Annotated in this window: 21 protein-coding genes; 12 read left to right on the forward strand and 9 right to left on the reverse strand. The window is 39.1% G+C overall.

Annotated features, from left to right (window positions below):
- The first annotated feature begins 72 nt into the window (after nucleotides 1–72).
- The 4 genes from J2X77_RS06960 (at nucleotide 73) to coaA (ending at nucleotide 3,260) form a co-directional block, all read left to right on the forward strand.
- Nucleotides 73–1,305, forward strand: a complete 1,233-nt coding sequence (locus tag J2X77_RS06960; protein WP_293884597.1) for a nucleoside recognition domain-containing protein — start codon at nucleotides 73–75, stop codon at nucleotides 1,303–1,305.
- Between the two features lie 70 nt (nucleotides 1,306–1,375).
- The gene (locus J2X77_RS06965) at nucleotides 1,376–1,756 is read left to right on the forward strand and encodes a methylglyoxal synthase (protein ID WP_209579226.1); all 381 of its coding nucleotides are present in this window, start codon (nucleotides 1,376–1,378) and stop codon (nucleotides 1,754–1,756) included.
- Nucleotides 1,757–1,767: 11 nt separating this feature from the next.
- Complete coding sequence (locus tag J2X77_RS06970; RefSeq protein ID WP_209579225.1) at nucleotides 1,768–2,169, forward strand: OsmC family protein; 402 nt, start codon at nucleotides 1,768–1,770, stop codon at nucleotides 2,167–2,169.
- A 131-nt stretch (nucleotides 2,170–2,300) separates the two neighbouring features.
- Nucleotides 2,301–3,260, forward strand: a complete 960-nt coding sequence (gene coaA / locus J2X77_RS06975) for a type I pantothenate kinase (RefSeq protein ID WP_209579224.1) — start codon at nucleotides 2,301–2,303, stop codon at nucleotides 3,258–3,260.
- On the opposite strand, the gene J2X77_RS06980 is transcribed toward coaA, so the two are convergent.
- Entirely contained in the window at nucleotides 3,257–4,105 is an 849-nt protein-coding gene (locus tag J2X77_RS06980) for a mechanosensitive ion channel domain-containing protein (protein ID WP_310079850.1), read from the reverse strand. The genes coaA and J2X77_RS06980 overlap by 4 nt on opposite strands.
- A 181-nt stretch (nucleotides 4,106–4,286) precedes the next feature.
- On the opposite strand from J2X77_RS06980, the gene J2X77_RS06985 reads away from it, so the two are divergent.
- From J2X77_RS06985 to J2X77_RS07000, 4 genes are all read left to right on the forward strand, one after another.
- Nucleotides 4,287–6,392: a cation-translocating P-type ATPase gene (locus J2X77_RS06985; RefSeq protein ID WP_310079852.1), complete on the forward strand. Its 2,106-nt coding sequence runs from the start codon at nucleotides 4,287–4,289 to the stop codon at nucleotides 6,390–6,392.
- A gap of 157 nt (nucleotides 6,393–6,549) precedes the next feature.
- Entirely contained in the window at nucleotides 6,550–9,135 is a 2,586-nt protein-coding gene (gene gyrA, locus J2X77_RS06990; protein WP_209579221.1) for a DNA gyrase subunit A, read from the forward strand.
- Nucleotides 9,136–9,142: 7 nt separating this feature from the next.
- Nucleotides 9,143–10,243: a tetratricopeptide repeat protein gene (locus J2X77_RS06995; RefSeq protein WP_310079855.1), complete on the forward strand. Its 1,101-nt coding sequence runs from the start codon at nucleotides 9,143–9,145 to the stop codon at nucleotides 10,241–10,243.
- A 2-nt stretch (nucleotides 10,244–10,245) separates the two neighbouring features.
- A complete protein-coding gene (locus tag J2X77_RS07000; protein WP_310079856.1) occupies nucleotides 10,246–11,418 on the forward strand; it encodes a tetratricopeptide repeat protein in 1,173 nt (390 codons plus the stop codon).
- Nucleotides 11,419–11,487: 69 nt separating this feature from the next.
- Here the strand turns inward: J2X77_RS07000 and J2X77_RS07005 are convergent, their stop codons facing one another.
- Together J2X77_RS07005 and J2X77_RS07010 are read right to left on the reverse strand one after the other, a co-directional pair.
- Nucleotides 11,488–11,925 (reverse strand): FKBP-type peptidyl-prolyl cis-trans isomerase, encoded by a 438-nt coding sequence (locus J2X77_RS07005; protein WP_310079858.1) that lies wholly within the window; start codon nucleotides 11,923–11,925, stop codon nucleotides 11,488–11,490.
- Between the two features lie 113 nt (nucleotides 11,926–12,038).
- Complete coding sequence (locus J2X77_RS07010; protein ID WP_209579218.1) at nucleotides 12,039–12,449, reverse strand: OsmC family protein; 411 nt, start codon at nucleotides 12,447–12,449, stop codon at nucleotides 12,039–12,041.
- A gap of 179 nt (nucleotides 12,450–12,628) precedes the next feature.
- Between J2X77_RS07010 and J2X77_RS07015 the strand changes: the two genes are divergently transcribed.
- Nucleotides 12,629–12,880, forward strand: a complete 252-nt coding sequence (locus tag J2X77_RS07015; protein WP_209579217.1) for a hypothetical protein — start codon at nucleotides 12,629–12,631, stop codon at nucleotides 12,878–12,880.
- Between the two features lie 52 nt (nucleotides 12,881–12,932).
- Complete coding sequence (locus J2X77_RS07020; RefSeq protein WP_209579216.1) at nucleotides 12,933–14,117, forward strand: MFS transporter; 1,185 nt, start codon at nucleotides 12,933–12,935, stop codon at nucleotides 14,115–14,117.
- A 104-nt stretch (nucleotides 14,118–14,221) separates the two neighbouring features.
- Here the strand turns inward: J2X77_RS07020 and fabV are convergent, their stop codons facing one another.
- Entirely contained in the window at nucleotides 14,222–15,424 is a 1,203-nt protein-coding gene (fabV, locus tag J2X77_RS07025) for an enoyl-ACP reductase FabV (RefSeq protein ID WP_209579215.1), read from the reverse strand.
- 161 nt (nucleotides 15,425–15,585) lie between these two features.
- Between fabV and J2X77_RS07030 the strand changes: the two genes are divergently transcribed.
- Nucleotides 15,586–16,524, forward strand: coding sequence for a multidrug resistance efflux transporter family protein (locus tag J2X77_RS07030; RefSeq protein ID WP_310079862.1), 939 nt, complete (start codon nucleotides 15,586–15,588; stop codon nucleotides 16,522–16,524).
- A 9-nt stretch (nucleotides 16,525–16,533) separates the two neighbouring features.
- Here the strand turns inward: J2X77_RS07030 and J2X77_RS07035 are convergent, their stop codons facing one another.
- The 3 genes from J2X77_RS07035 to J2X77_RS07045 form a co-directional block, all read right to left on the reverse strand.
- Entirely contained in the window at nucleotides 16,534–18,324 is a 1,791-nt protein-coding gene (locus J2X77_RS07035; protein ID WP_209579213.1) for an ABC transporter ATP-binding protein, read from the reverse strand.
- A gap of 320 nt (nucleotides 18,325–18,644) precedes the next feature.
- Entirely contained in the window at nucleotides 18,645–19,439 is a 795-nt protein-coding gene (locus J2X77_RS07040; protein WP_209579212.1) for a S1/P1 nuclease, read from the reverse strand.
- A gap of 122 nt (nucleotides 19,440–19,561) precedes the next feature.
- A complete protein-coding gene (locus J2X77_RS07045) occupies nucleotides 19,562–20,023 on the reverse strand; it encodes a DUF4268 domain-containing protein (protein WP_209579211.1) in 462 nt (153 codons plus the stop codon).
- Nucleotides 20,024–20,131: 108 nt separating this feature from the next.
- Here J2X77_RS07045 and J2X77_RS07050 point away from each other — a divergent pair, with 108 nt between their 5' ends.
- The gene (locus J2X77_RS07050; RefSeq protein WP_310079865.1) at nucleotides 20,132–20,662 is read left to right on the forward strand and encodes a lipocalin family protein; all 531 of its coding nucleotides are present in this window, start codon (nucleotides 20,132–20,134) and stop codon (nucleotides 20,660–20,662) included.
- Here the strand turns inward: J2X77_RS07050 and J2X77_RS07055 are convergent, their stop codons facing one another.
- Both J2X77_RS07055 and J2X77_RS07060 read right to left on the reverse strand, forming a co-directional pair.
- The gene (locus J2X77_RS07055) at nucleotides 20,663–20,965 is read right to left on the reverse strand and encodes a hypothetical protein (protein WP_209579209.1); all 303 of its coding nucleotides are present in this window, start codon (nucleotides 20,963–20,965) and stop codon (nucleotides 20,663–20,665) included.
- A 147-nt stretch (nucleotides 20,966–21,112) separates the two neighbouring features.
- Nucleotides 21,113–22,417, reverse strand: a complete 1,305-nt coding sequence (locus J2X77_RS07060; RefSeq protein WP_209579208.1) for an ammonium transporter — start codon at nucleotides 22,415–22,417, stop codon at nucleotides 21,113–21,115.
- Nucleotides 22,418–22,647: the final 230 nt, after the last annotated feature.

Genomic DNA, 22,647 nt, shown 5'->3' on the forward strand with positions numbered 1-22,647 from the left:
AGAAGAAAAATCCATGGAGCAGGTTGATGAATAAATTCTAAAAGATTACTTTTACGCATATTTTAAATCGATATGGCATTAAACTACGTTTGGGTTGCATTTTTTTTAATCACATTTGCCGTAGCCCTTGTAAAACTCATTTTTTTTGGGGATACTGAAATTTTCCAGCAAATTGTAAACTCAATCTTTGATAGTGCGAAAACAGGTGCCGAAATTTCCTTGGGACTGATCGGCATGATGAGTTTTGCCCTTGGCATCATGAAAATTGGTGAAAAAGGTGGAATGATTAATATTTTCGCGAAAATCGTAGGCCCTTTTTTTCATAAATTATTTCCTGAAATACCAAAAAATCACCCTGCGCTTGGTTCTATTCTTATGAATTTCTCGGCCAATGCGCTTGGTTTAGATAATGCTGCAACGCCTTTGGGACTTAAAGCGATGAAAGAGCTACAGGAATTAAATCCAAACAAAGAAACTGCATCCAATGCCCAAATCATGTTTATTGTGCTCAATGCATCAAGTTTGACACTCTTGCCGATTTCTATCATGGCCTATCGAAAAGAAGCGGGAGCACCAGATCCTTCAGATGTATTCTTACCGATTTTAATAGCGACATTCTTCTCCACTCTGGTTGCGTTGATACTTGTAGCTATTTATCAAAAAATCAATCTGTTGAATCGTGTAGTTTTGGGCTATTTGGGTGCGATGTGCCTGTTTATCGGAGGCCTGCTTTATTACTTTTCTGGACTACAACAATCGGAGATCGAAATATTCAGCAAAGTATTTGGAAATGTTATCTTATTTAGCTTATTTACTTCTTTTATAGGGTTGGCTCTTTTCCGTAAGGTAAATGTCTATGACTCTTTTATTGAAGGAGCCAAAGAAGGCTTTGAGGTTTCCGTTAAAATAATACCTTATCTGGTTGCCATGCTTGTTGGAATTGCCGTCTTTAGAGCGTCTGGGACAATGGATTATATGGTAGCGGGAATTGCTAAAGGCATTGCCTTATGCGGTTTGGATACGTCCTTTGTGGACGCCTTACCTGTTGCTTTTATGAAACCTTTGAGTGGCTCTGGCGCACGTGGACTGATGGTTGATTTGATGAATGCAAAAGGTCCAATGGATTTCGCGGCTCGGGTTGCGTGTGTTATTCAAGGATCTACGGAGACCACTTTTTATGTACTTGCAGTATATTTTGGAGCGGTAGGAATTAAACGCACTAGACATGCACTTCCATGCGCTCTACTAGCTGAATTGGCCGGAGTGATCGCTGCAATAATTATATCCTATATATTTTTTAAATAGCTTGCAAAATAGGATCAGAACGGTTCTTTTCCATATATAAGCCAATCGCTCAACACATAATTACATACTGATGAAGAAAACAATTGCATTGATAGCCCATGACGGCAAGAAACCAGAAATGGTTGCATTTGTCAAAGATCACCAAGATTTATTAGAACGCGCCGATATCATCGCCACAGGAACTACGGGTTCATATGTTAGACAAACTGGCCTCCCTGTAGAATTGAAACTAAGTGGCCCAATGGGTGGCGATGCACAGATTGCGGCATTAGCGGCTGAAGGAAAAGTTGATGGAATCATTTTCTTTCGCGATCCACTAGGAAAACACGCACATGAACCGGATATTCAGATGCTTATGCGTGTATGTGATCTTTATAATGTGCCATTGGCAACAAATCCGGCAACAGGAAGCCTGATTATTGAAGGCTTATTGGAAGATGTTGAAGCTTAATTTCAAATTGTATGGATAATGAAGTAATCGTTTCAATAGGGAAAATTCCTTATACAACTACAGTACACTATGGAAAGCATCAGCTAACAGTGGATGAACCAATAGATTTAGGTGGTGAAGATGAGGGCATCAATCCCATTCCCTTACTACTATCCTCCTTAGGGAGCTGCAAGGCTATTACCGTAAAAATGTATGCTGACAGAAAGGACTGGCCGCTAGAAGAAGTATTGGTTCGTCTAACTCATGAAGTACAAACGAGTGAGCAACAACAAACGACCTATATACAATGCTATATTAGTTTTAAAGGAGATTTAGACGAAGTCCAAAAGCAGCGGCTATTTAAAATTGCTGAGAAGTGCCCCGTCCATAAAATATTATCAAATCCTATTATAATAACGTCAAATCATTTATAGCGTTTCTTGGGATAACGAATAACAGTATTTATATTTGCCCGCGCAAAAACGGCCTTTAAAATCGTTAAAATCGAATAGGAAAGGTTACTTATGCTGAAATAAAGATATTTGTATTAAAAATAAAGCAAACGATGCAATTGGATCCACAAATAGCAATAGACTCGCCTTTTCGATCGATCAAACGTGAAGACTGGAAAAATTTAAACGGGAAAGTCTTGCACAACTTCAGTGTCGAAGACTTGGAAACCCTCCATGCACTGAATGAACCCCTCACAAATCAGGAGATAGAAGAAGTCTATGTCCCTTTGAGTCATTTCCTTGAAATTCATATTGATCGTTTCCAAAGTCTCCATCAGCGAACAAATCGTTTCTTCGGCAAGGAAGAAAGCAAACTTCCGTACATCATTGGTATTGCCGGATCTGTTGCCGTGGGGAAAAGTACTACAGCAAGGGTTTTGCAGCGCGTACTCAGTCTGCTTCCTTCAAAGCCAAAGGTAGACCTGGTGACCACAGACGGCTTTCTTTATCCAAATAAGCAACTCATTGAACTCGGGATTCTAAACCGGAAAGGTTTTCCGGAAAGTTATGATGCCAAAAGATTGATCCATTTCCTTTCTGCCGTGAAGTCCGGTTCTCCAAGGATAGCAGTCCCTGTCTACAGCCACCTGATCTATGATGTGTTGCCAGACGAAGAGCAACAAATCATCGAACAGCCCGATATCCTAATTGTAGAAGGAATTAATGTGTTACAAGTCAATTCGCAGCGGCCGAGAAAAGGCCATAGCGTCTTCGTTTCCGATTTCTTTGATTACTCGATTTATGTGCACGCCAGTGAAAAAAACTTGATAGAATGGTACACGAACCGATTTGAGTCCCTTCGTGAAACTGCGTTCCAAAATCCAGCGTCATTTTTCCACAAGTATGCAAATATGACCACTGAAGAAAGCCAGTCTATGGCCGTAAGTATCTGGAATGAAATCAATAAGCCTAACTTAATTAAGAATATTCTGCCAACAAGATATCGCGCAGATCTGATTCTGGAAAAAGGGGGCCATCACTTCGTTAAAAATATCAAAGTCAGAAAAATTTAACCTTTGCCGCGCTGAAATTGCAAAATTTCATTCAAAATTCTGCTCTGCACCTGCTGATGTATTTTGTTGCTGGAAGAAATTGCACTAACTTCAACTTTGTACTTGATGTAATCTTTAGCGAGATCGGCAACCTTAATAATAAAACCTTGGGAGTGGTCCAAATTCGGATTTTGCTGAAATAATGGCGTTAAATAGCGTTCCAATTCTTCTACAGCAACAGCAATATCGATCGGTAATTCAAACTTAACAACAATTTTATTTGATTTTTGAGACGTTTTATTGACCAGCGTTGCAGTAAAAACTAAATTATTTGGAATCATTACTGCGTCGTCATCTTCATCTCGCACAACCAGATTGGCCAATGTAATATCGACAATCTTTCCTTGGTACTCACCTATTTTTATCCGGTCTCCCACCGAAAATTGATCGGAAAACATGATGATCAAACCAGAAATCATATTGGTGATATACTCTCTAAATATAACAGCGATCGCCATAGCAACGATTGTCATGCTGGTAATAAAATCTTTGGGATTAATACCAACGGCAATCATTAGGCTGACGATAATGAAAAACACATTACCGACAGTAGCGACGCGTGTAATTCCAAGTACAAAATTACCACGGACAATCTGTTGTTCATTTCTACTGTTGTATAATTTTACAAGTATAAAATGCCCAATTGAGATCAAAACACTTGCGGTTAAAAATGTGTTTAATCCGTATGCGATATTTCGAATAATCTCCCGTTGCTTATAGAAGCTTTCAAATTGAACGAATGATGCCGTCAATGCAACTAGCAGTATCGTCCGTATAAAAAAAGAAATTGAAATTGACTTGCTCATTTTTACCCTAAATTTAAAACGGTTTTAATCCTTCAAAATTTGACGTTTGAACACCTTCCACACAAGATTATCTTTGTAAAAAGGAAATAAAACCGGCCTGCTAAGCTAAACAATTTTACTTTACGCAAAAAGCATTATCAGGAAATACCTATCTTTGCGTAAAGACATTACTTACGATTAAATGAAGGAATCCAACGTGCATACTGAACTACATGTAACCGGAATGCACTGCGCAAATTGTGCTATTTCAATCCACAAATACCTGGAAAAAAACGGAGCTAAAGACATCTATGTTGATTTTGCCGCTGATGAAGTCAAATTTTCCGATATCCCCCAGGAACAAATACCAATGCTCGTCGAAGGGATTGAGTCTTTAGGATACAAAGTAATCGATGATCAGGATGATAAGCCTAGCTTTTGGCACTCAATTGAATTTAAGTTCTTCTGCTGTTTGATCTTTACTGTACCGCTATGGGGCCATATGTTTACGGTGTATCCTTTACTCCATGATCCATATATCCAGCTCTGCTTGTGTATACCTGTATATTTTATTGGCTTTTCCCATTTCGGGATCAGTGCGTTACGATCCATTTGGAATAAAATGCCGAATATGGATGTGCTCATATTAGTCGGATCTACCGCGGCATTTATCTATAGTCTGATTGGCACATGCTACAAGCTTGGGCACGATTATCAATTTTACGAAACCTGCGCGACGATCATTACTTTGGTTTTTTTAGGAAACGTATTGGAAAAACGGGCTATAACGAAAACCACGTCCGCAATCAAAGATCTGATTAAATATCAGAACGTGGATGCAATTAAGATCGATGGGGATCAGGAAATAACCATATTGGCCAAAGAAATTAAATCTGGTGATATTCTAAAAGTGAACACAGGAAATCAGATCCCGGTCGACGGCGATATTTTGGAAGGGCAAGGCTGGGTAGACGAGTCGATGTTAACGGGAGAAAGTATGCCCGTTGAAAAACTGAAGCATGATGCTGTGATTGGCGGTACATTGCTGACCGAGGGTAATATCAGAATTGTCGCAACCAAAGTGGGATCTAAAAGTGTGCTCTATCAAATCATCCAGTTGATCAAAGATGCTCAAAGTAAAAAACCTCCTATTCAAAAATTCGGCGATAAGGTAGCCGCATATTTTGTACCGATCGTTGTCAGTATCTCATTCTTCACTTTTTTTATCACATATTTTATCGCACAGTTACCACTGCAACAATCTTTGATGAATGCAATATCCACCCTGGTGGTATCGTGCCCCTGTGCAATGGGACTAGCAACTCCTACAGCTGTTATGGTCGGCTTGGGTAGAGCTGCAAAAAAAGGTATACTAATCAGAGGTGGAAGCACTATTGAGGAAATGTCCGAACTCAAACAAATGGTATTTGACAAAACTGGCACCCTAACAACTGGCGATTTTAATATCAAAGCAATTCAAACATTCGGTATTGAACAATCTCAGGTCGAATCGATCATAGCACAGTTGGAAAGTTATTCTAGCCATCCTATAGCGAAGTCGATCCGAAAACAGCTGAAGGAAATTAAATCCTTCCGTATTATCTTTAAGGAAGTCAATGAGATACGAGGAAAGGGAATATTTGCTACAGATACTAATGGGAATAGTTATTCCATTTGCAATGCCAAACTTGGATCAAAGGATTATTCGAACCGTTATGACCTTACATTAACAATTAACGAAGTGGTTATAGCGGGTATTGTACTTGAAGATCAACTAAAACCTTACGCAAAAGAACTGATCCAATATCTTAAAGATAAGGGTATACGCCCTATTCTGTTGAGCGGCGATCGTCAAAGTAAATGTGAGCGCACAGCGCAGAAGCTTGGTATTGCCGACGTATATTGGGATAAATCACCGGAGGAAAAATTAGAAATCTTGTATAAGCTTAAAAAGAAAGGCCCAACGGCAATGGTTGGTGACGGTATCAATGATGCGCCCGCACTTACTGCAGCGGATGCGGGCATTTCGCTTGGGGATTCAACTCATGTTGCGATTCAGTCTGCCAAAGTTATCCTACTGAATAGTGATCTCCGGTCCATTGAAAAGCTGCTCAAGATCGGTCATCACACCTTACTGGCAATAAAACAAAATCTTTTTTGGGCTTTTGCTTACAATATTGTCGCCATTCCCCTCGCTGCCCTTGGTTTTCTTGGCCCTATGGTGGCGGCCTTAAGCATGGCCTTTTCAAACTTAATTGTGATCGGTAATTCAATCCGTCTCCGGTTTAAAAAATTGAAATTAAATTGATAGCTCATCAGTACCATGACAATCCATAGTTGATTGTCTTTTTTATATATATTAGCGCTTCAATCTTTCGCTTTTGAGGTTAAATTTTTGTAACTTCGCATGCGTAGCAAGCCAGTTTATTGGGCTTGCTTACTAGTTTTATTGAAACCAAATTCATATGGCTGAAGAAACAGAAAACGACAACAATCTTGTTCCGGCAAACGACCGGATTATCCCAATTAACATCGAGGATCAGATGAAGTCTGCTTACATTGACTATTCCATGTCTGTCATTGTATCAAGAGCGCTTCCTGATGCACGTGATGGCATGAAACCAGTACACAGACGTGTTCTTTATGGAATGCTGGACTTAGGGGTTACCAGTGGCAAGCCTTACAAAAAGTCTGCCCGTATCGTTGGTGACGTATTAGGTAAGTATCACCCGCATGGTGATTCATCCGTTTATGACACCATGGTTCGTATGGCTCAAGATTGGAGTTTACGCTATCCGTTGGTAGACGGCCAAGGTAACTACGGTTCTATTGACGGTGATCCTCCTGCGGCCATGCGTTATACCGAAGCAAGATTAAAGAAAATTGCTGAAGAAATGCTATCCGATATCAACAAAGATACTGTTGATTTTCAAAATAACTTTGATGACTCTTTACAAGAGCCGACCGTGCTCCCTACTCGTATTCCCAATCTTCTTGTCAATGGGGCATCTGGTATTGCAGTCGGTATGGCTACGAATATGGCGCCGCATAACCTTACCGAGGTTATCGATGGTACGGTAGCGTTCATTGAGAACCGCGATATCGAGATAGCCGAACTGATGCAACATATCAAAGGCCCTGACTTCCCTACGGGTGCACTTATCTATGGTTATGCGGGTGTTCAAGATGCCTGTAATACAGGACGCGGCCGGATTGTCATGCGGGCGAAAGCAGAGATAGAAGCAACTAAATCTGGGCGGGAACAGATTATCGTAACCGAAATTCCCTATCAAGTGAACAAGGCCAACATGATCGAGCGTACGGCCGAATTAGTGAACGAAAAGAAATTAGAAGGTATATCAGCCATCCGTGATGAATCTGATCGGACAGGTATGCGCATTGTATACGATATCAAACGTGATGCAAACGCAAACGTTGTTTTAAACAACCTGTTTAAATACACTGCACTACAGACCTCTTTTTCAGTTAATAACATCGCTTTAGTTAAAGGAAGACCTGTCCTCATGAATCTGAAAGATATGATTCATGAATTTGTGGAACATAGGCATGATGTCATCGTCAGACGTACACGCTATGAATTGGCTGAAGCGGAAAAACGCGCGCATATCTTAGAGGGATATTTGATTGCGTTGGATCATTTAGACGAGGTAATCAAATTAATCCGTAACTCCGAAACACCTGAAGATGCTCGTGTTGGATTAATGGAGAAATTTGGTCTTTCTGATCTTCAGGCCCGTGCAATTCTTGATATGACTTTACGTCGTCTTACTGGTCTGGAACGGGATAAGATCAAAGAAGAATATGCTGAATTGATGAAAACAATCGACTATTTAAAATCAATTTTAGAAGACGAAGATCTTCGGATGAAGATTATCAAAGATGAGTTGATTGAGATCAAAGAAAAATATGGGGACGAACGTAGATCACAGATTGTACACTCTGCTGAAGATATGCGTATGGAAGATTTTATCGATGATGAAGAAATCGTGATTACAATCTCCCACAATAGTTACGTCAAACGTACTCCACTATCCGAATACAAGCGTCAGGGCCGCGGCGGTCGTGGATCTATCGGTACGAATACACGTGAGGAAGATTTTACGGAGCACATCATTACAGCATCTGCACATAATTATATGCTCCTATTCACCGAAGCTGGGCGTTGTTTCTGGTTGAGAGCTTTTGAAATTCCGGAAGGAAGCCGCACCTCGAGAGGTCGTGCACTGCAAAATATTATCAACGTTCCAAAAGAGGAGAAAATAAAGGCGTTCATTTTAGTGAAGAATTTGAAAGACCAAGATTATCTGGAAAACAACTTCATCATTATGTGTACTAAGAAAGGTACCATCAAAAAGACGTCGTTAGAAGCTTATTCCCGTCCAAGAGCGAATGGTATAAACGCAATTAACATCAATGAAGGAGACCAGTTGATTGAAGCTTGTTTAACTACTGGAAGTAGCGAAATCGTTATGGCGCTTCGTTCTGGTAGAGCCATTCGTTTTAACGAGTCTACCGTCCGACCAATGGGAAGAACTGCGACTGGGGTACGTGGTATCACATTATCAACTGAAAGTGATGAAGTGATTGGCATGATTAGTGTGAATGATTCTGAAACAACTGTATTGGTCGTTTCAGAAAAAGGATATGGAAAACGTACAGACATCGAAGATTATCGGGTTACCAATCGTGGTGGTAAAGGTGTAAAAACCATCAATGTCACTGATAAAACAGGCGAGCTCGTTGCCATAAAAGGCGTAACAGACGCTGAAGATTTGATGATTATCAATAAATCTGGCATCGTTATCCGTATCGCAGTTGAAGGATTAAGGGTGATGGGTCGAGCCACGCAGGGTGTAAGGCTCATTAATTTAAAAGATAACGATGAGATCGCCTCTATTACTAAAGTCGATCGTGAAGAAGAACTAGAAGAGTCTGGCTTGACTGAAGAGTTAACCGATAACGACGATTCTACTTCGGAAGAGAACAAGGAATCAAACTCCGAAGAAAGCACGGAATCAAACGAAGAATAATTGACTAATGAAAAACTTACTGATATCATTTTTAATATCTGCAAGTAGTTTAACTGTTGTTGCCCAATCCAATTTGAAAGAGGGCAGCAACAGTTTTGCTTTATATACCAAAACCGGCGAGTTCAAAAATCTTGAAAACGCACGGAAATTTGCAGACGCGGCTTTTCAGTCAAGGAAGGATTCTGCTTCTGTTAACAATAATCTCTTAAGAGCACTGGTGTATAGTTCCTTGGCGGTTGCAGACTCAACAAGGAAGCAGCAATATAAGATGGATCCTATTGATATATCCATCAAATCACTTAAGCTTCTGGATCAAAAAAAAGCACGCCGAAATTTTCCTGCTGAAATGGACTATATTCGTCAAAATCTCGCTGGGGCCATCTCCTATCAAGCGGGCATTGCTTTAAAGGATGGTAAATTTGATAAAGCTTATAAAGCATATCTTCGAATAGATTCTCTTGGATTCAAAAATAATGATCTTAAATATAATCTCGCCGTACTCTCGGGTAAGAATAAAGATTATATAAACTCGATCAAGTATTATAATGAACTTATTAAGAGTGAACAACCTAAGCCCAATTACTTTCTTGAATTGGCACATATTTATTCTCTTGGAGGTACTAAACAGGATGTTTTAAACGTTCTTGAAAAAGGACATGTTGCATTTCCTGAAAATAAACAGATACTTTTTAGGTTGATTGATGTCTACTCGGCTAATCATTCTTATGATGCAATACTCAATGTTATCGCTGACGCTATCCGTTTGGAGCCAGAAAATGTGGAATTGAACTATATCGCCGGCTATTCCTACGAAAATGCCAATGATATCAAAAAGGCGAAGGAATATTATAATAACGTATTGCGATTGGATCCGAATAATTACGAGTCTAATCTTGCCTTGGGGCTAATCAATCTGGAAACTTTATTAAAGGAACCTACGAATCAGGATATACAAGAATTAACTATTGAATACCTGTTGAAAGCAAATGAAATAAAACCTTATGATGTTAATGCGCTCAAAGCCTTGGCTAAATATTATACGCTCATTGACGATGCATCGCAATTAGACAGGGTGAATTTATTATTGAATCAATTAACAGTTAAATAGATATGAATTTAAAATCTCTATTATTATTAGCCGCAATGGGTACTGTATGTACCTCAGTTTCCTTTGCGCAAACCGGTAATATAAAAAAGGCGAAAACTGGCCTGGCAAAATTTCAGGAATTGAAAGATGCTGGCACGGTGCAGTTGGGTTTGCCCAACCTGAAATCTGCAAAGGAAGCTATTGATGCTGCCGTAATCAACGAAAAAACGAAAGATAACGCCGAAGCATGGACAGTATATGCGTTAGTAAATGCTAATCTATCGACAATTGATAAATCTTCTGAATTGGCAAAATTGGCTGAAGATGGAATTGCTAAAGCAAAACAACTGGATACAGATGGTGCCAATAAGGCGAACATTACGGTTGCAGAACAAATCTTAGGGCAATATAACTTCAATTTAGGTGCAGAAGAATATCAAGCTCAAAAATATGCTGATTCGTATAGTTCTTTTACAAAAGCATTGACCTATCTTCCTGGCGATACGTTAGTGACCTATTACAGTGGGGTTGCGGCATTATCTAACAAAGATTATAAAAATGCAATTGAACGCTACAAAGAATTGATTCCAAGAAAAGATTTCTCTTCGCATAAAACAATTATGGTAGACTTACCTAAGTTGTATCTATCGATGCAGGATACAACATCTGCACTGGAATATGCAAAAAAAGCAGCTGAAGCTTATCCTGACGACAACGCAGCAATGACCCAGAATATTGAGCTGAATTTAATTACAGGTCATGAAAAGGAAACAATTGATGCTATTACAGCGCAGTTAGCGAAAGATCCTAACAATAAAAGCTTAAATTATTACCTAGGTATTGCTCAATCTTCTGCAAAGAATGATGAGGCGGCAGTTGCAGCATATAAGAAAGCATTGGAAATTGATCCAAACTTTTTTGAGGCAAATACTAATTTGGCCATCACACTGATGAACAAAACACGTGAAAAATTAAATGTTGTTAATAATAATAGAAAGTTAACACAGGCACAGTATGATGCTGAATTAAATAAGATTAAAGCCGAATTAAAGCCAGTGCTTCCTTATTTAGAAAAAGCAGTTTCTTTGCAGCCTAAAAATGTAGATGCATTAACAAATTTGAAGAACTATTATATTTTTATGCAGGATGAGGCTAAAACTGCCGAAATCAATGCTAAAATCAAAGAAGTAGAATAAAAAATAAACTTCATAAAAAAAACCCGCATCTTATGTGATGCGGGTTTTTTTTATGAAAGTTTATTTGCATTAAGCTAAAATGGCAATTAACTCAATCTGAAACAATAAAGTACATTGCCCTCCTTTTCCAGGAACCAACTCCTCTTTTCCGTAAGCCAAATTTGGTGGAAGGTATACCTCCCAAATAGACCCGACAGGCATCATTGAAATTGCTTCTTGCCATCCCACGATCAGTTCATTGATGTAGAACGTTTCGGGCCGCTTTCGCTTATAGGAACTATCGAATACCGTTCCGTCTAAGAGTTCACCCTTGTAATGACAAATAACCTTTGCGGACTTTTTGGGTATCTGCCCGCCTCCTTTTGTCAATACCCTATAGTGCAAGCCCGAAGCGCATACAACGACACCTTCTTGATGTGCGTGCATTTCCAAAAATATCTTTCCCGCCTCACTATTTCTTTCTGCCAGTCCCGTGGAATTTAACTTGTTTTTCTTTTTCTGAACCAAAATTTGATTGATTAAAATTCAATATTATTACCTACTCTTTATACGACCAAAATAATATCTTTTTGTTCTTTTTACGAAGAAAGAATACGTTTTTGTTCATTGTAGAAAATCGGTTACAACAACTCTGCATTTAACGTTTTTTCAAACGTAAATGCCCTACTTACGGGGCAGTTCTCTTTAGCCTTCTGCGCTATTGTCTGAAAATTAGATTCGTCTATTGAAGGAACTTTCGCTTTCAACTCCAGTTCAGACCGTACAATCGAGCCATTTTCCATCACAATTGTTGATACAGTTGTCAACTCATCAGGAACAAAACCTTCTTCAGAAAGATAGGCGCTCAATTGCATGGTAAAACATCCTGCATGCGCTGCAGCCAATAACTCTTCAGGATTTGTTCCAACACCATTTTCAAACCGCGTTGAATATGAATACTGGGTGTGATCTAATACTGTACTATCGGTAGTCAGGCTACCTTTTCCTTCTTTAAGATTGCCATTCCATTGGGCTGTTGCTTTTCTTTTCATGTTTTCTACGATAATTATTTAAACTAATTTTATAACATAAATTTTCCCTGTCGGCTGTTCTAGCACTTCAGATACTTTTATAGAACAAATGGCTGTTCAAAAAGTTGTATTCCATTTCACAAATTCGTGTCGCACTCCCAGCAATTGATACGTTAACTATCTTATTAAAAACTAAACTCATGAATAAACTATCCTTTCTTTTTATCGTTGTATCTATGCTCTTCTCATGCAGAACTCGTCAACTTGAGCAGCAGGTTTTAATACAAGACTGCCCCGAAGAAAAAATAGTAAACAAAATCCCTGGCCCCCCAGTAAAGGGCGAGGTCGAAAAAATTTATTACATCTACCAGGGTAAAAGAGTTTCCCCAAAACAATTTGATCAACAATGGCTCGAAAAGAATTGTGATATTAAAGAGACAGTTGTTTATTGATTTAATTTCAAAAAATAAGCTTAAAGACGTATTTTTGCCTAAAATTTTTAAGATGACAGTTTCTCTTCGGGAGGTCAATCAAAAGATTTTAGGCTATGTTTCTTTAACCTTCCTCGGTTATTTCACTATCGGCCTATCACTTGCTACCCTACCCATTTTTATTCACCAGACTTTGGGATTTAATACAATTGTCGCCGGATTGGTCATTAGCATTCAATACATTGCTACTTTTTTACTTCGCGGTTATGCCGGAAAAATAGTTGACACAAAGGGCCCGAAAGTTTCTGTTTTGCGCAGTATGCTATTTTTTGCCATGTCTGGTGTCCTGCTTCTACTTGTTTTCCTATTTAAATCACAGCCCTTTATCAGTTTAGGACTTTTGGTAATCACCAGATTACTGACCGGAATTGCTGAGGGTATGGTCGGTGCCAGCCCTATAAATTGGGCTCTTATGGAACTTGGTGATGAGCATGCGGCTAAAGCGATCTCGTTCAACGGCATAGCGAGCTATGGCGCATTGGCCATTGGCGCTCCCTTAGGTGTCCTGATGGTAAATCATATCAGTTACGAAGCTTTAGGTGTGCTAACAATTGTTGTTGGTATACTTGGCTATGTATACTGCCGCTCAAAAACGCCTTACCGGGTTGTTCGAAAAAGGACCGAAAAGGTCAGCTTCAAACGGGTATTACTTTTAGTAGCTCCATTTGGAATCTGTCTTGCTTTGGGTGGACTTGGCTTCGGAAGCATTTCGACTTTCATGACACTCTATTATGAGCATTTTGACTGGCAAAACGGAGCGTCCTGTTTAACGGTATTTGGAATTTTCTTCATCTTGACCAGACTTGTATTCAACAAAGTTATTGATCAATATGGTGGTCTAAAAGTTGCACTGCTGAGTCTTTTTGTTGAATCATTAGGATTATTAACGATTGCTACAGTTATTAACCCTATTTGGACCTTATTGGGGGCAGCATTGACCGGTCTTGGTTTTTCACTAGTCTTTCCTGCGCTTGGTGTTGAAGCGATTAAAAGAGTCGACCAAAGCCAACAGGGCTCGGCTTTAGCAGCCTATGGTCTATTTATTGATATTTCTTTGGGAATCACGGGGCCTCTGATCGGTTTTGTGGCAAACAATATGGGGATGGGCGCTATCTATCACTTTAGTTCAATTATGGTTGCTATTGGCTTTGCGGTGGTTGGAAACCTTATTTATACGAAAAGAAAAGCACTTGCTTAGCGACAGCATAGGTCATAAAAGCGATTTACAGAAGATATATTTCATAAAAGAGCGGCTGAATTTTCACCTATCAGCCGTTCTTTTTTTATGCTAATTCGTGTATTTTAGCTTTCAATGCTCGGCACTCCAACAACTTCATTTGTATCAGCGTTGTAATCGATACCATCGAAATTGAATCCGAACAAATTGAAAAACTCATTGCGATAGCCTTCAATATCTGAAATTTCTGCTAAATTTTCAGTGGTTGCTTTTTCCCATAATGCTGCAACTTCTGCCTGAACATCCGGACGCATCTCCAAATCGTCAACACGAATACGGCCTTTTTCATCGAGGGAAACTTTTCCGTCAGCAGTATAAAGGCGCTCAGCGAATAAACGTTGCATTTGCTCAATTGTGCCTTCGTGGATACCTTTTTCTTTCATCACTTTATACAAAAGAGAAATATACAAAGGAACAACAGGAATAGCCGAACTCGATTGCGTAACCAAGGCCTTGTTAACCGATACATAAGAAACACCATGAATATCGCTCAAAATAGCATTTATTGCAGGCACTGTTCCTTCTAAATCGTCTTTGGCACGGCCAATAGTACCATTACGGTAAATTGGATAAGTAAGTTCAGGTCCTATATAAGAGTAGGCGACGGTTTTCGCGCCCTCAGCCAATACGCCTGCAGCTTTAAGATCTTCAATCCAGAATTTCCAGTCCTCTCCTCCCATTACTGCTACTGTATTAGCAATATCTTCTTCATTTTCGACAGGCTGAATGGTGATATCTGAAATTACACCTGTGTGAAAATCTACAGTCTTATTGGTAAAAGGCTCTTGTATTGGTTTCAAAACAGAAGCATGTGCGACACCAGTCTTGGGGTGAGTACGGCGTGGTGAAGCCAAACTGTAAACCACTAAATCAACCTGTCCTAAATCTTTTTTAATAAGCTCGATAGTTTGCTTTTTCACTTCATCAGAAAAAGCATCCCCATTAATGCTTTTGGCATATAATCCCGCTTCATGCGCCTCTTTCTCAAAAGCTGCAGAATTGTACCATCCGGCAGTACCAGGTTTGCCTTCGGCTGCAGGTTTTTCGAAAAACACACCGATTGTAGCAGCTCCAGAACCAAATGCTGCCGAAATCCGAGATGCAATACCAAATCCAGTTGAAGCACCGATTACCAACACTTTTTTTGGTCCATTCGCGATTTCACCTTTGGATTTTACGTATTCAATTTGATTTTTAATGTTTTGCGCAGCCCCTTGTGGATGCGAGGTTAAACAAATAAAACCTCTAGTTCTTGGTTGTATAATCATCTTGATTAATTTTCTTACTACTTGTTTTATTGATTAGGCAAAATAAGGAATTTTAAATGAGAAAATCGTGATAAAAATCAATTACTTTTTGTTTCATTTTCAATTAAAGGGGCATTTGCTTACTTTCACAAATTGAAGTATACATCCTATTCACTTTAATTATGCTTTTCCAATTTACACTAAAAAAGAATAAAAATAATGCTATCCTTCTAGGGACTTTAGCGGCGCTTTTCTTTGCCAGTACTTTTGTTCTCAATCGCATTATGGCCGTCTCCGGCGGAAGTTGGCAATGGACGGCCTCTTTACGTTTTATTTGGATGTTACCCATATTGTTCGTTATCGTCGCTATCCGGGGAAATCTCCGTAGTTTATTGAAAGAAATAAGATCAAATGTAGTCCAATGGCTGCTGTGGAGTACGATTGGTTTCGGTTTGTTCTATGCAACGCTAACCTTTGGTGCCAATTACGGCCCCTCTTGGCTCGTGGCGAGTACCTTCGAGTTTACCATCATTGCCGGTATGTTCATTGGTCCTTTAATCGAGAAGAGGGGGTATCGAAAAGGAATATCAAAAGCTTCCTTCCTGTTTTCTATTACTATTTTTATCGGCATCCTTCTCATGCAAATTGCGGAGGCTCAATCCACTTCGCTAAATACCATGCTGTTGGGGACAATTCCAGTATTGGTTGGTGCCATCGCCTACCCTTTAGGCAACCGTAAAATGATGAAAATATCAGGGAATAGACTAGATGCTTTTCAGCGCACGTTAGGCATGACAATCTGTAGTATGCCTTTTTGGATCGTGCTTAGTCTATTTGGCTATTCAGAAAATGGATTACCAACAGATAGTCAGCTTTTGCAAACCTTCCTAGTTGCGCTATGTTCGGGCGTGATAGCGACACTTTTATTTTTTACAGCGACCGATCTTGTGCATCACGACCATAAGGCACTTGCTGCCGTAGAAGCCACCCAGGCGATGGAAGTTATTTTTACTTTAATTGGCGAAATCCTTATTTTACATGCTGCACTTCCAAATGGCTATTCCTCCATTGGGATTGTCATGGTGGTTATGGGAATGATCTTACATAGCCGATCGGCCTGACCATAGTCTTTATCTTCCGCCACCATGCAATGTCTTACTTATTTTACTCAGATTCAAACTATTGGCCATGGCAGAAAAAATAGCGTGATACGTGCCTTTACGCGCATAAAGATCCTCGTGTTTGCCCTTTTCGGCGACGCGACCTTTTTCCATTACAACAATCGCATTGGAGTCAATGATCTGAGAGATACTATGAGAAACAATGATTACTGTACGATCCTTTTTTATGGCATCCAGACTATTCTTAATCTGCTCGGTAGCGATAGCATCTAAATTCGCCGTTGGCTCGTCCAAAAAGATAATCGGCGGATTTTTTAGGAACAGCCGTGCGATGGCTATCCGTTGCTGTTGACCACCGGATAAAGATTGCGCATCTGAATCATAACCTTTTGGAAGCTCCATGATCTGTTGATGAATATAGGCTTTCTTAGCGGCTTCCATAATCTCATCTTTTGAACTCCCAATTTTTCCATATTCAATATTCTCCAAAATCGTTCCCTTAAAAATGTGATTTTTTTGCAATACCATTCCAATTTGTTGACGAAGAAATGCGGTATCATATTTCGCCAAATCCACTCCATCCAAAAAAATTTGGCCTTCAGCAGGTTCGTAAAATTTATCCAATAAATTGATGATCGTGCTCTTCCCGGCTCCACTTAGACCGACCAAAGCTGTAATTTCATTCGGTCTGATATCGAAACTTACATCTTTCAAAGCGACAGTACCGTTTGGGTACTCAAAAAACACATTCCTAAGTTCCAAATGCCCTCTGATCTGCTCAGGTCTATATTCACCTCTAGATTCGATCTGCTCATCGGACTCTAGGATTTCAAAAAAAGACTCCGAATAGATCAATGCATCATTGACCTCGTCATAAATGCGATGAAGCTGACGTATTGGCGCAGAAACGTTGTTAAACAACATAATATGAAACATGATTGCCCCAATAGTGATCTGCCCCGAAAGCACTAGATAGGATGTTAAAACAATAATAATAACAACGGCAATCTGTTCGACGAAATTCTTAATGCTATCATATAGAAAACTAGTTTTCCGAGTTGCCATTTGATTTTCAGTCATCTCGTATTGGATCGTTTCATGCCGCTTGGCCTCTTCAGGTTCCCGAACGAATGATTTGATCACTAATATGGAATCGATCAAACTAATAATTCGATTATTTTTGGATTCACGATATTTCCGCATTTGCCGTCTAAATCCGGTCAGTTTTGATGCTTGGGTTTGCCCAATGTACAGGTATAAGGGAATGACAGCAACCCCAACCAAACCTACATATACGTTCGCGTAAAACATACAGATAAGCGCAATAATCGCATTTGCAAATAACGGTAAAATATCAATAAAAAAATTCTGTACTAACCGCGTTAATGAACTTATCCCAGCGTCTATGCGAGTGGCCAATTTGCCGCTTTCGTTGTCTGAGGACGTGTAAAAGGCTAATTTATACGTCAAGATACGATTGACAATAGATTGAGAAAAATCCCTTGCGATATAGATACGAAGTTTCTCACCATAAAATTTCTGTCCAAACTGAACGATCGTGTAGATGATCTCTTTAACCAGCAAAATGATACTGATTATTCCAACGATATACATACCCTTAGACAAAGGCTCTTTGGCGACCATCAAATCGTTAATTCGATCGACTGTATAGCGCAAGATAAAAGCATTGATCTGCGCGGCAAAAGATCCTACGACAGTCAAAAGTAAGGTGTAAAAGATCAATCGCCTGTAAGGTTTGGCAAATGGAACAATTTTTTTAAGCAATTGGGAAATAGTCATCGAACTTTGATTTATTACGAAGAAAACAAATGATCTTTGGGCATTGTTTAAACCTAAACATAAAAACCGTTTTAGGTCTTCAAAAGATAATATATACCAAGAAAAAAGAAGCTGTATTAAAAGTCTATCTCATCAACTTGATAACAAATAATTTTTGAAGTTTTATGGAGCTTACATAAAAAAAGACCAAATTCTAACTGATTTTGGTCTCCTTTTTTGGAATTAATACGTTAAAGCTGTCGCCCGAATCCAATTCTGATTTCTACTGGTAATTTTCGTTTAGTCTACAGCCTTTCTCTATAAAACTTATAAGCGATATCTTAACCAAAGATCCGATTTAAAACTTTAGCCAGGCGTAAGCCACCTTTCAACATACATTGTTCCATCACATCTTTATTTTGATAAACATACGAATAGGATAAATTGGCATTATTTGCTACATCAGCATATATTTTTTCCGCTAATTGATTGGATTCATAGAGCCAATTTGAAAGTTCTCCAGCCGCCAATTGTAGGTTTCGCTCTTTACTATTCACATCGAGCACTGTTGCGTACTCCGTATAGCTATATTTTTCGTTATCCACTAAATCACTGTCCCATACACGGTGGATATTTGATTTTTTTCCGAACCAGCTTACTTCAATCTTATTTCCCCCCTGGTCTTCAGCACGGCTTACATGCATGGGTTGATGCGCATCCCCTAAGATATGGATCAAAAAATAAAGATTTTGCTTCTGCTGTTCCATAGCGATAGTCTTATCAGCGAAAGACTGTTCGATGCGGATAGCGGTCTTATACAAATTTTCATCGGCAGAATTTTCAAGCCCCAACTGGAACTCTGCCCATGGTAAATTGGAATTTAAATTGATAAAATGTGAATTGCCTAATTTTTTAAATTCGGGATTAGGATCCGACTTAATGAAGTCACCCCAATTGGCCCAATAAGCAAGCTTTTGCTGACCAATAATTTTTCCGATATTCTTTTTCGCTTTTTTAGTCAAATGACGTTCTGCAATTTCAGCGACCACACGATGTCCGATCGTTCCCCATGCAAATACCGATGAAAGCTGAAAGCACAAAGTCAACACGAGCAAACCCTTAATTATTTTTCTCATTGAATAGTTGTTTTAAATGATGCTGTTTTTCCCCTCAAATCAACTTCCAGCGCAATTTAGCCGGTTTTTAAACTGTTGATTTGAATGGGTATCAACCCCATCTTTGTATAGTTAAATTAAATTTATTTAAATAAGTCGAACGCATATTTTGCGGACGACCAAAATTCATCCAGCGCAATCATTCGGGGCTTAAAAAACGAAATAAGTTCGGCCCAATCCGCTTCTCTAAAAACACTATGCCCTTGCATAGTGGTATAAATCTGACCAATTGGCTTTCCATATTCATCTCTTCCATCCATCTCCCAAATCCACTCTTCTCCGAGCAGATCATGCAGTAAAGCTCTAAACTGAAGAAACTGCTCAGCCATCAATGCCCTGATACCAGCATCCGGCTGCGACCACTGTATCGCGATTCTCGCTTCATTTTTATCTGCATCCATTTTAAAATACAAATGCTTAACACCTGTTTTGTAGTTAATCCAATTTGCTTTTTCTCCATCCGCAGATAAATGTAATGCCATAAATTGACCAAACTTCGTCCAGAACGAATGTTTTAATTGTTTTATCTCTTCCCTTGAATACACCAATACAATTTTTAAGTCAACAAAATTAATAAAATAGCCTGGCTTCTCTAAACCTTATTGGTATTAAAATTGTTGTTTTACTAACAAATAATTTCGAAAAAAATGAATATGGATAAGAAAAAATCACTCTTGCTTTTGGCCACGGTAGCACTAGGAACAGTCGCATACAATGCCCTTAAACCTGTCATTTCGCGGCCCGATGTTGTCGATCCATTCGATTTGGATAAATATCTCGGGAAGTGGTATGAAATAGCCCGGCTCGACTTTCGTTGGGAAACTGGCTTAAGTCAGGTTTCCGCCGAATATAGTAAGAATAAAAATGGTACGATCCGCGTAAATAACCAGGGATATTCCGAAGAGAAAGAACGATGGAAACAATCTATTGGAAAAGCCAAATTTGTCAATAGTCCGAATGAAGGAGCATTTAAGGTATCGTTCTTCGGCCCATTTTACAGTGGCTATAACATTGTCAAAATAACACCGGATTACAAGTACGCCCTGATCTTCGGCGATAATCTCGATTATATGTGGATTTTAGGCAGAGATACCGATATTCCAGATAAAATTAGAAATGAGTTTCTAACCTATGCTCTTCAATGTGGCTATAAGACAGGTGATCTTGTATGGACAAAACATTAATTAAAAAATCGGAGCGAGCAACTGGTAATTTAACGTTGCGTCCTGTGCAATCACGTCTGCAATTTCTTGAAGGTCTTTGTGGCTTATTACATTTCTGATTCCTGCATTGTAAAGGTTAGCCAAAAACAACGCTGCTTCATGCTTTTCACTTATTGTCAGAATAGAACTCCCAACGTAGAAATTTAACGCTGATACCGCATAGTCACCAAACAGATTGAATCCGAAATCTCCGTTTGTCTGTATGCAATAACGCATCATTTTTTCAAAATCAGAACGCAATGTTTCTTTGGTCTCCGTGTTCATACATTCACTTTTAGAAAATTTTTGCTTGATATACTTAATCTGAGCCGCTATGTAACCTTGGCAAAGGTGCAAAAAATATCCCAAACAATACAGCTGCTAAGCAGAAGATTGTTTGGGATAACATATAAACAGTTTACTTTATCTAAATTACAAGGCTTCGGCGTGCTGCGTAACATCCAAACCAAGCTCTTCGTCCGTTTCTTCGACACGAAGTGGGGCAATAAGGTCAGTAATTTTTAATAAAACCAATGAGCCGACGAAAGCAAAAAAGGACACGGCAAATAATGCGATCATATGGACAAAGAACAATTTGGTTTCACCAAAAAACAGCCCGTTGTCTACCACCACAGGGTTGATGTTATGATGTGCAAATACACCTGTAAGCACCATACCCACCATACCACCTACTCCGTGACAAGGGAATACATCCAATGTATCATCAATACTTGTTTTACTTCTTAGATAAACGACAAGGTTGCTGACCAACGCGCCAACCAGGCCAATTATCATTGCGTGTGGGATACTGACAAAGCCGGCTGCAGGAGTGATCGCTACCAGCCCAACCACAGCACCGATACATGCACCCATTGCTGAAGGTTTCTTTCCGCGGATAATATCAACAAATATCCACGCCATAGCTGCCATAGCCGAGGCAGTAGTTGTTGTCGCAAAAGCATAAGCTGCTAAGGAATTTGCGCCTCCGGCAGAACCCGCGTTAAATCCAAACCAGCCGAACCACAATAAAGCAGTACCCAATATCACATAGCTGATACGTGCAGGATTATGAACTTGTATTTTGCGCCCTTTTAAGTAGATCGCGGCCGCTAATGCCGCCCAGCCTGCCGACATATGCACAACAGTACCGCCAGCGAAATCAAGAACGCCAAATTTGGCTAAAATTCCTTCAGGATGCCAAGTTGCGTGTGCCAATGGCATATAGATAAAAATGCTAAATAGAATAATAAATAGCATAAATGAATTGAAGCGAATACGCTCTGCAAAAGCGCCAGTGATTAGCGCTGGCGTGATAATCGCAAATTTCAGCTGGAACATAGCGAATAAAACCAAAGGTATGGTTGGTAGCGCTCCCCATGCAACATTTCCCAATGTACCTTTCATCATAAAAAATGTACGTGGATCACCCACAATACCACCGATATCGTCACCGAAAGCTAAGCTAAAACCAACGATGACCCAAAGAATTGTCATCAGGCACATGCAGATAAAACTTTGCATCATGGTTGATATTACATTTTTTTTGCTAACCATACCACCATAAAAAAATGCAAGTCCTGGTGTCATAATCAACACCAATGCAGAAGAAGTTAACAACCAGGCTGTATCCCCTGTATCAAATTCTGCCTTATTTAAATCAGACAAGTCAATTGAAGGAAATACAAGTCCTAATACTCCTAAAAGAACTAGAACAATAAGTGGAATAATTTTTTTCATGTGTTTAAACTGATTAGTGTTTATTAATACTTTAATAAAATTGTTGAAAAAATACAAAAACAAAACAAAAACCTATAATCATTTAGATTTTTATCAAATATAAAGTCTTTTTATTAAAAAAATACCATGATAATTTATTTTTTGTGATTTTTTTTACATAATTTCACAATAACAAACACAAAAACCATTATTAATCTATAAAAATCAATTTAGAAGTATAAAAAAAAGAG

It is taken from the genome of Sphingobacterium sp. 2149 (assembly GCF_031455655.1).
GTDB lineage: Bacteria > Bacteroidota > Bacteroidia > Sphingobacteriales > Sphingobacteriaceae > Sphingobacterium.

Bases quoted from the DNA above. Each gene is read 5' to 3' on its own strand.
- J2X77_RS07030 (WP_310079862.1), top strand. From the start codon at position 15,586: ATGCTTTTCCAATTTACACTAAAAAAGAATAAAAATAATGCTATCCTT.
- J2X77_RS07060 (WP_209579208.1), bottom strand. From the start codon at position 22,417: ATGAAAAAAATTATTCCACTTATTGTTCTAGTTCTTTTAGGAGTATTA.
- J2X77_RS06960 (WP_293884597.1), top strand. From the start codon at position 73: ATGGCATTAAACTACGTTTGGGTTGCATTTTTTTTAATCACATTTGCC.
- J2X77_RS07035 (WP_209579213.1), bottom strand. From the start codon at position 18,324: ATGACTATTTCCCAATTGCTTAAAAAAATTGTTCCATTTGCCAAACCT.
- gyrA (WP_209579221.1), top strand. From the start codon at position 6,550: ATGGCTGAAGAAACAGAAAACGACAACAATCTTGTTCCGGCAAACGAC.
- J2X77_RS07015 (WP_209579217.1), top strand. From the start codon at position 12,629: ATGAATAAACTATCCTTTCTTTTTATCGTTGTATCTATGCTCTTCTCA.
- fabV (WP_209579215.1), bottom strand. From the start codon at position 15,424: ATGATTATACAACCAAGAACTAGAGGTTTTATTTGTTTAACCTCGCAT.
- J2X77_RS06995 (WP_310079855.1), top strand. From the start codon at position 9,143: ATGAAAAACTTACTGATATCATTTTTAATATCTGCAAGTAGTTTAACT.
- J2X77_RS07055 (WP_209579209.1), bottom strand. From the start codon at position 20,965: ATGAACACGGAGACCAAAGAAACATTGCGTTCTGATTTTGAAAAAATG.
- J2X77_RS07050 (WP_310079865.1), top strand. From the start codon at position 20,132: ATGGATAAGAAAAAATCACTCTTGCTTTTGGCCACGGTAGCACTAGGA.
- J2X77_RS07000 (WP_310079856.1), top strand. From the start codon at position 10,246: ATGAATTTAAAATCTCTATTATTATTAGCCGCAATGGGTACTGTATGT.
- J2X77_RS07010 (WP_209579218.1), bottom strand. From the start codon at position 12,449: ATGAAAAGAAAAGCAACAGCCCAATGGAATGGCAATCTTAAAGAAGGA.
- J2X77_RS06965 (WP_209579226.1), top strand. From the start codon at position 1,376: ATGAAGAAAACAATTGCATTGATAGCCCATGACGGCAAGAAACCAGAA.
- J2X77_RS06980 (WP_310079850.1), bottom strand. From the start codon at position 4,105: ATGAGCAAGTCAATTTCAATTTCTTTTTTTATACGGACGATACTGCTA.
- J2X77_RS06985 (WP_310079852.1), top strand. From the start codon at position 4,287: ATGAAGGAATCCAACGTGCATACTGAACTACATGTAACCGGAATGCAC.
- J2X77_RS06970 (WP_209579225.1), top strand. From the start codon at position 1,768: ATGGATAATGAAGTAATCGTTTCAATAGGGAAAATTCCTTATACAACT.
- coaA (WP_209579224.1), top strand. From the start codon at position 2,301: ATGCAATTGGATCCACAAATAGCAATAGACTCGCCTTTTCGATCGATC.
- J2X77_RS07040 (WP_209579212.1), bottom strand. From the start codon at position 19,439: ATGAGAAAAATAATTAAGGGTTTGCTCGTGTTGACTTTGTGCTTTCAG.
- J2X77_RS07020 (WP_209579216.1), top strand. From the start codon at position 12,933: ATGACAGTTTCTCTTCGGGAGGTCAATCAAAAGATTTTAGGCTATGTT.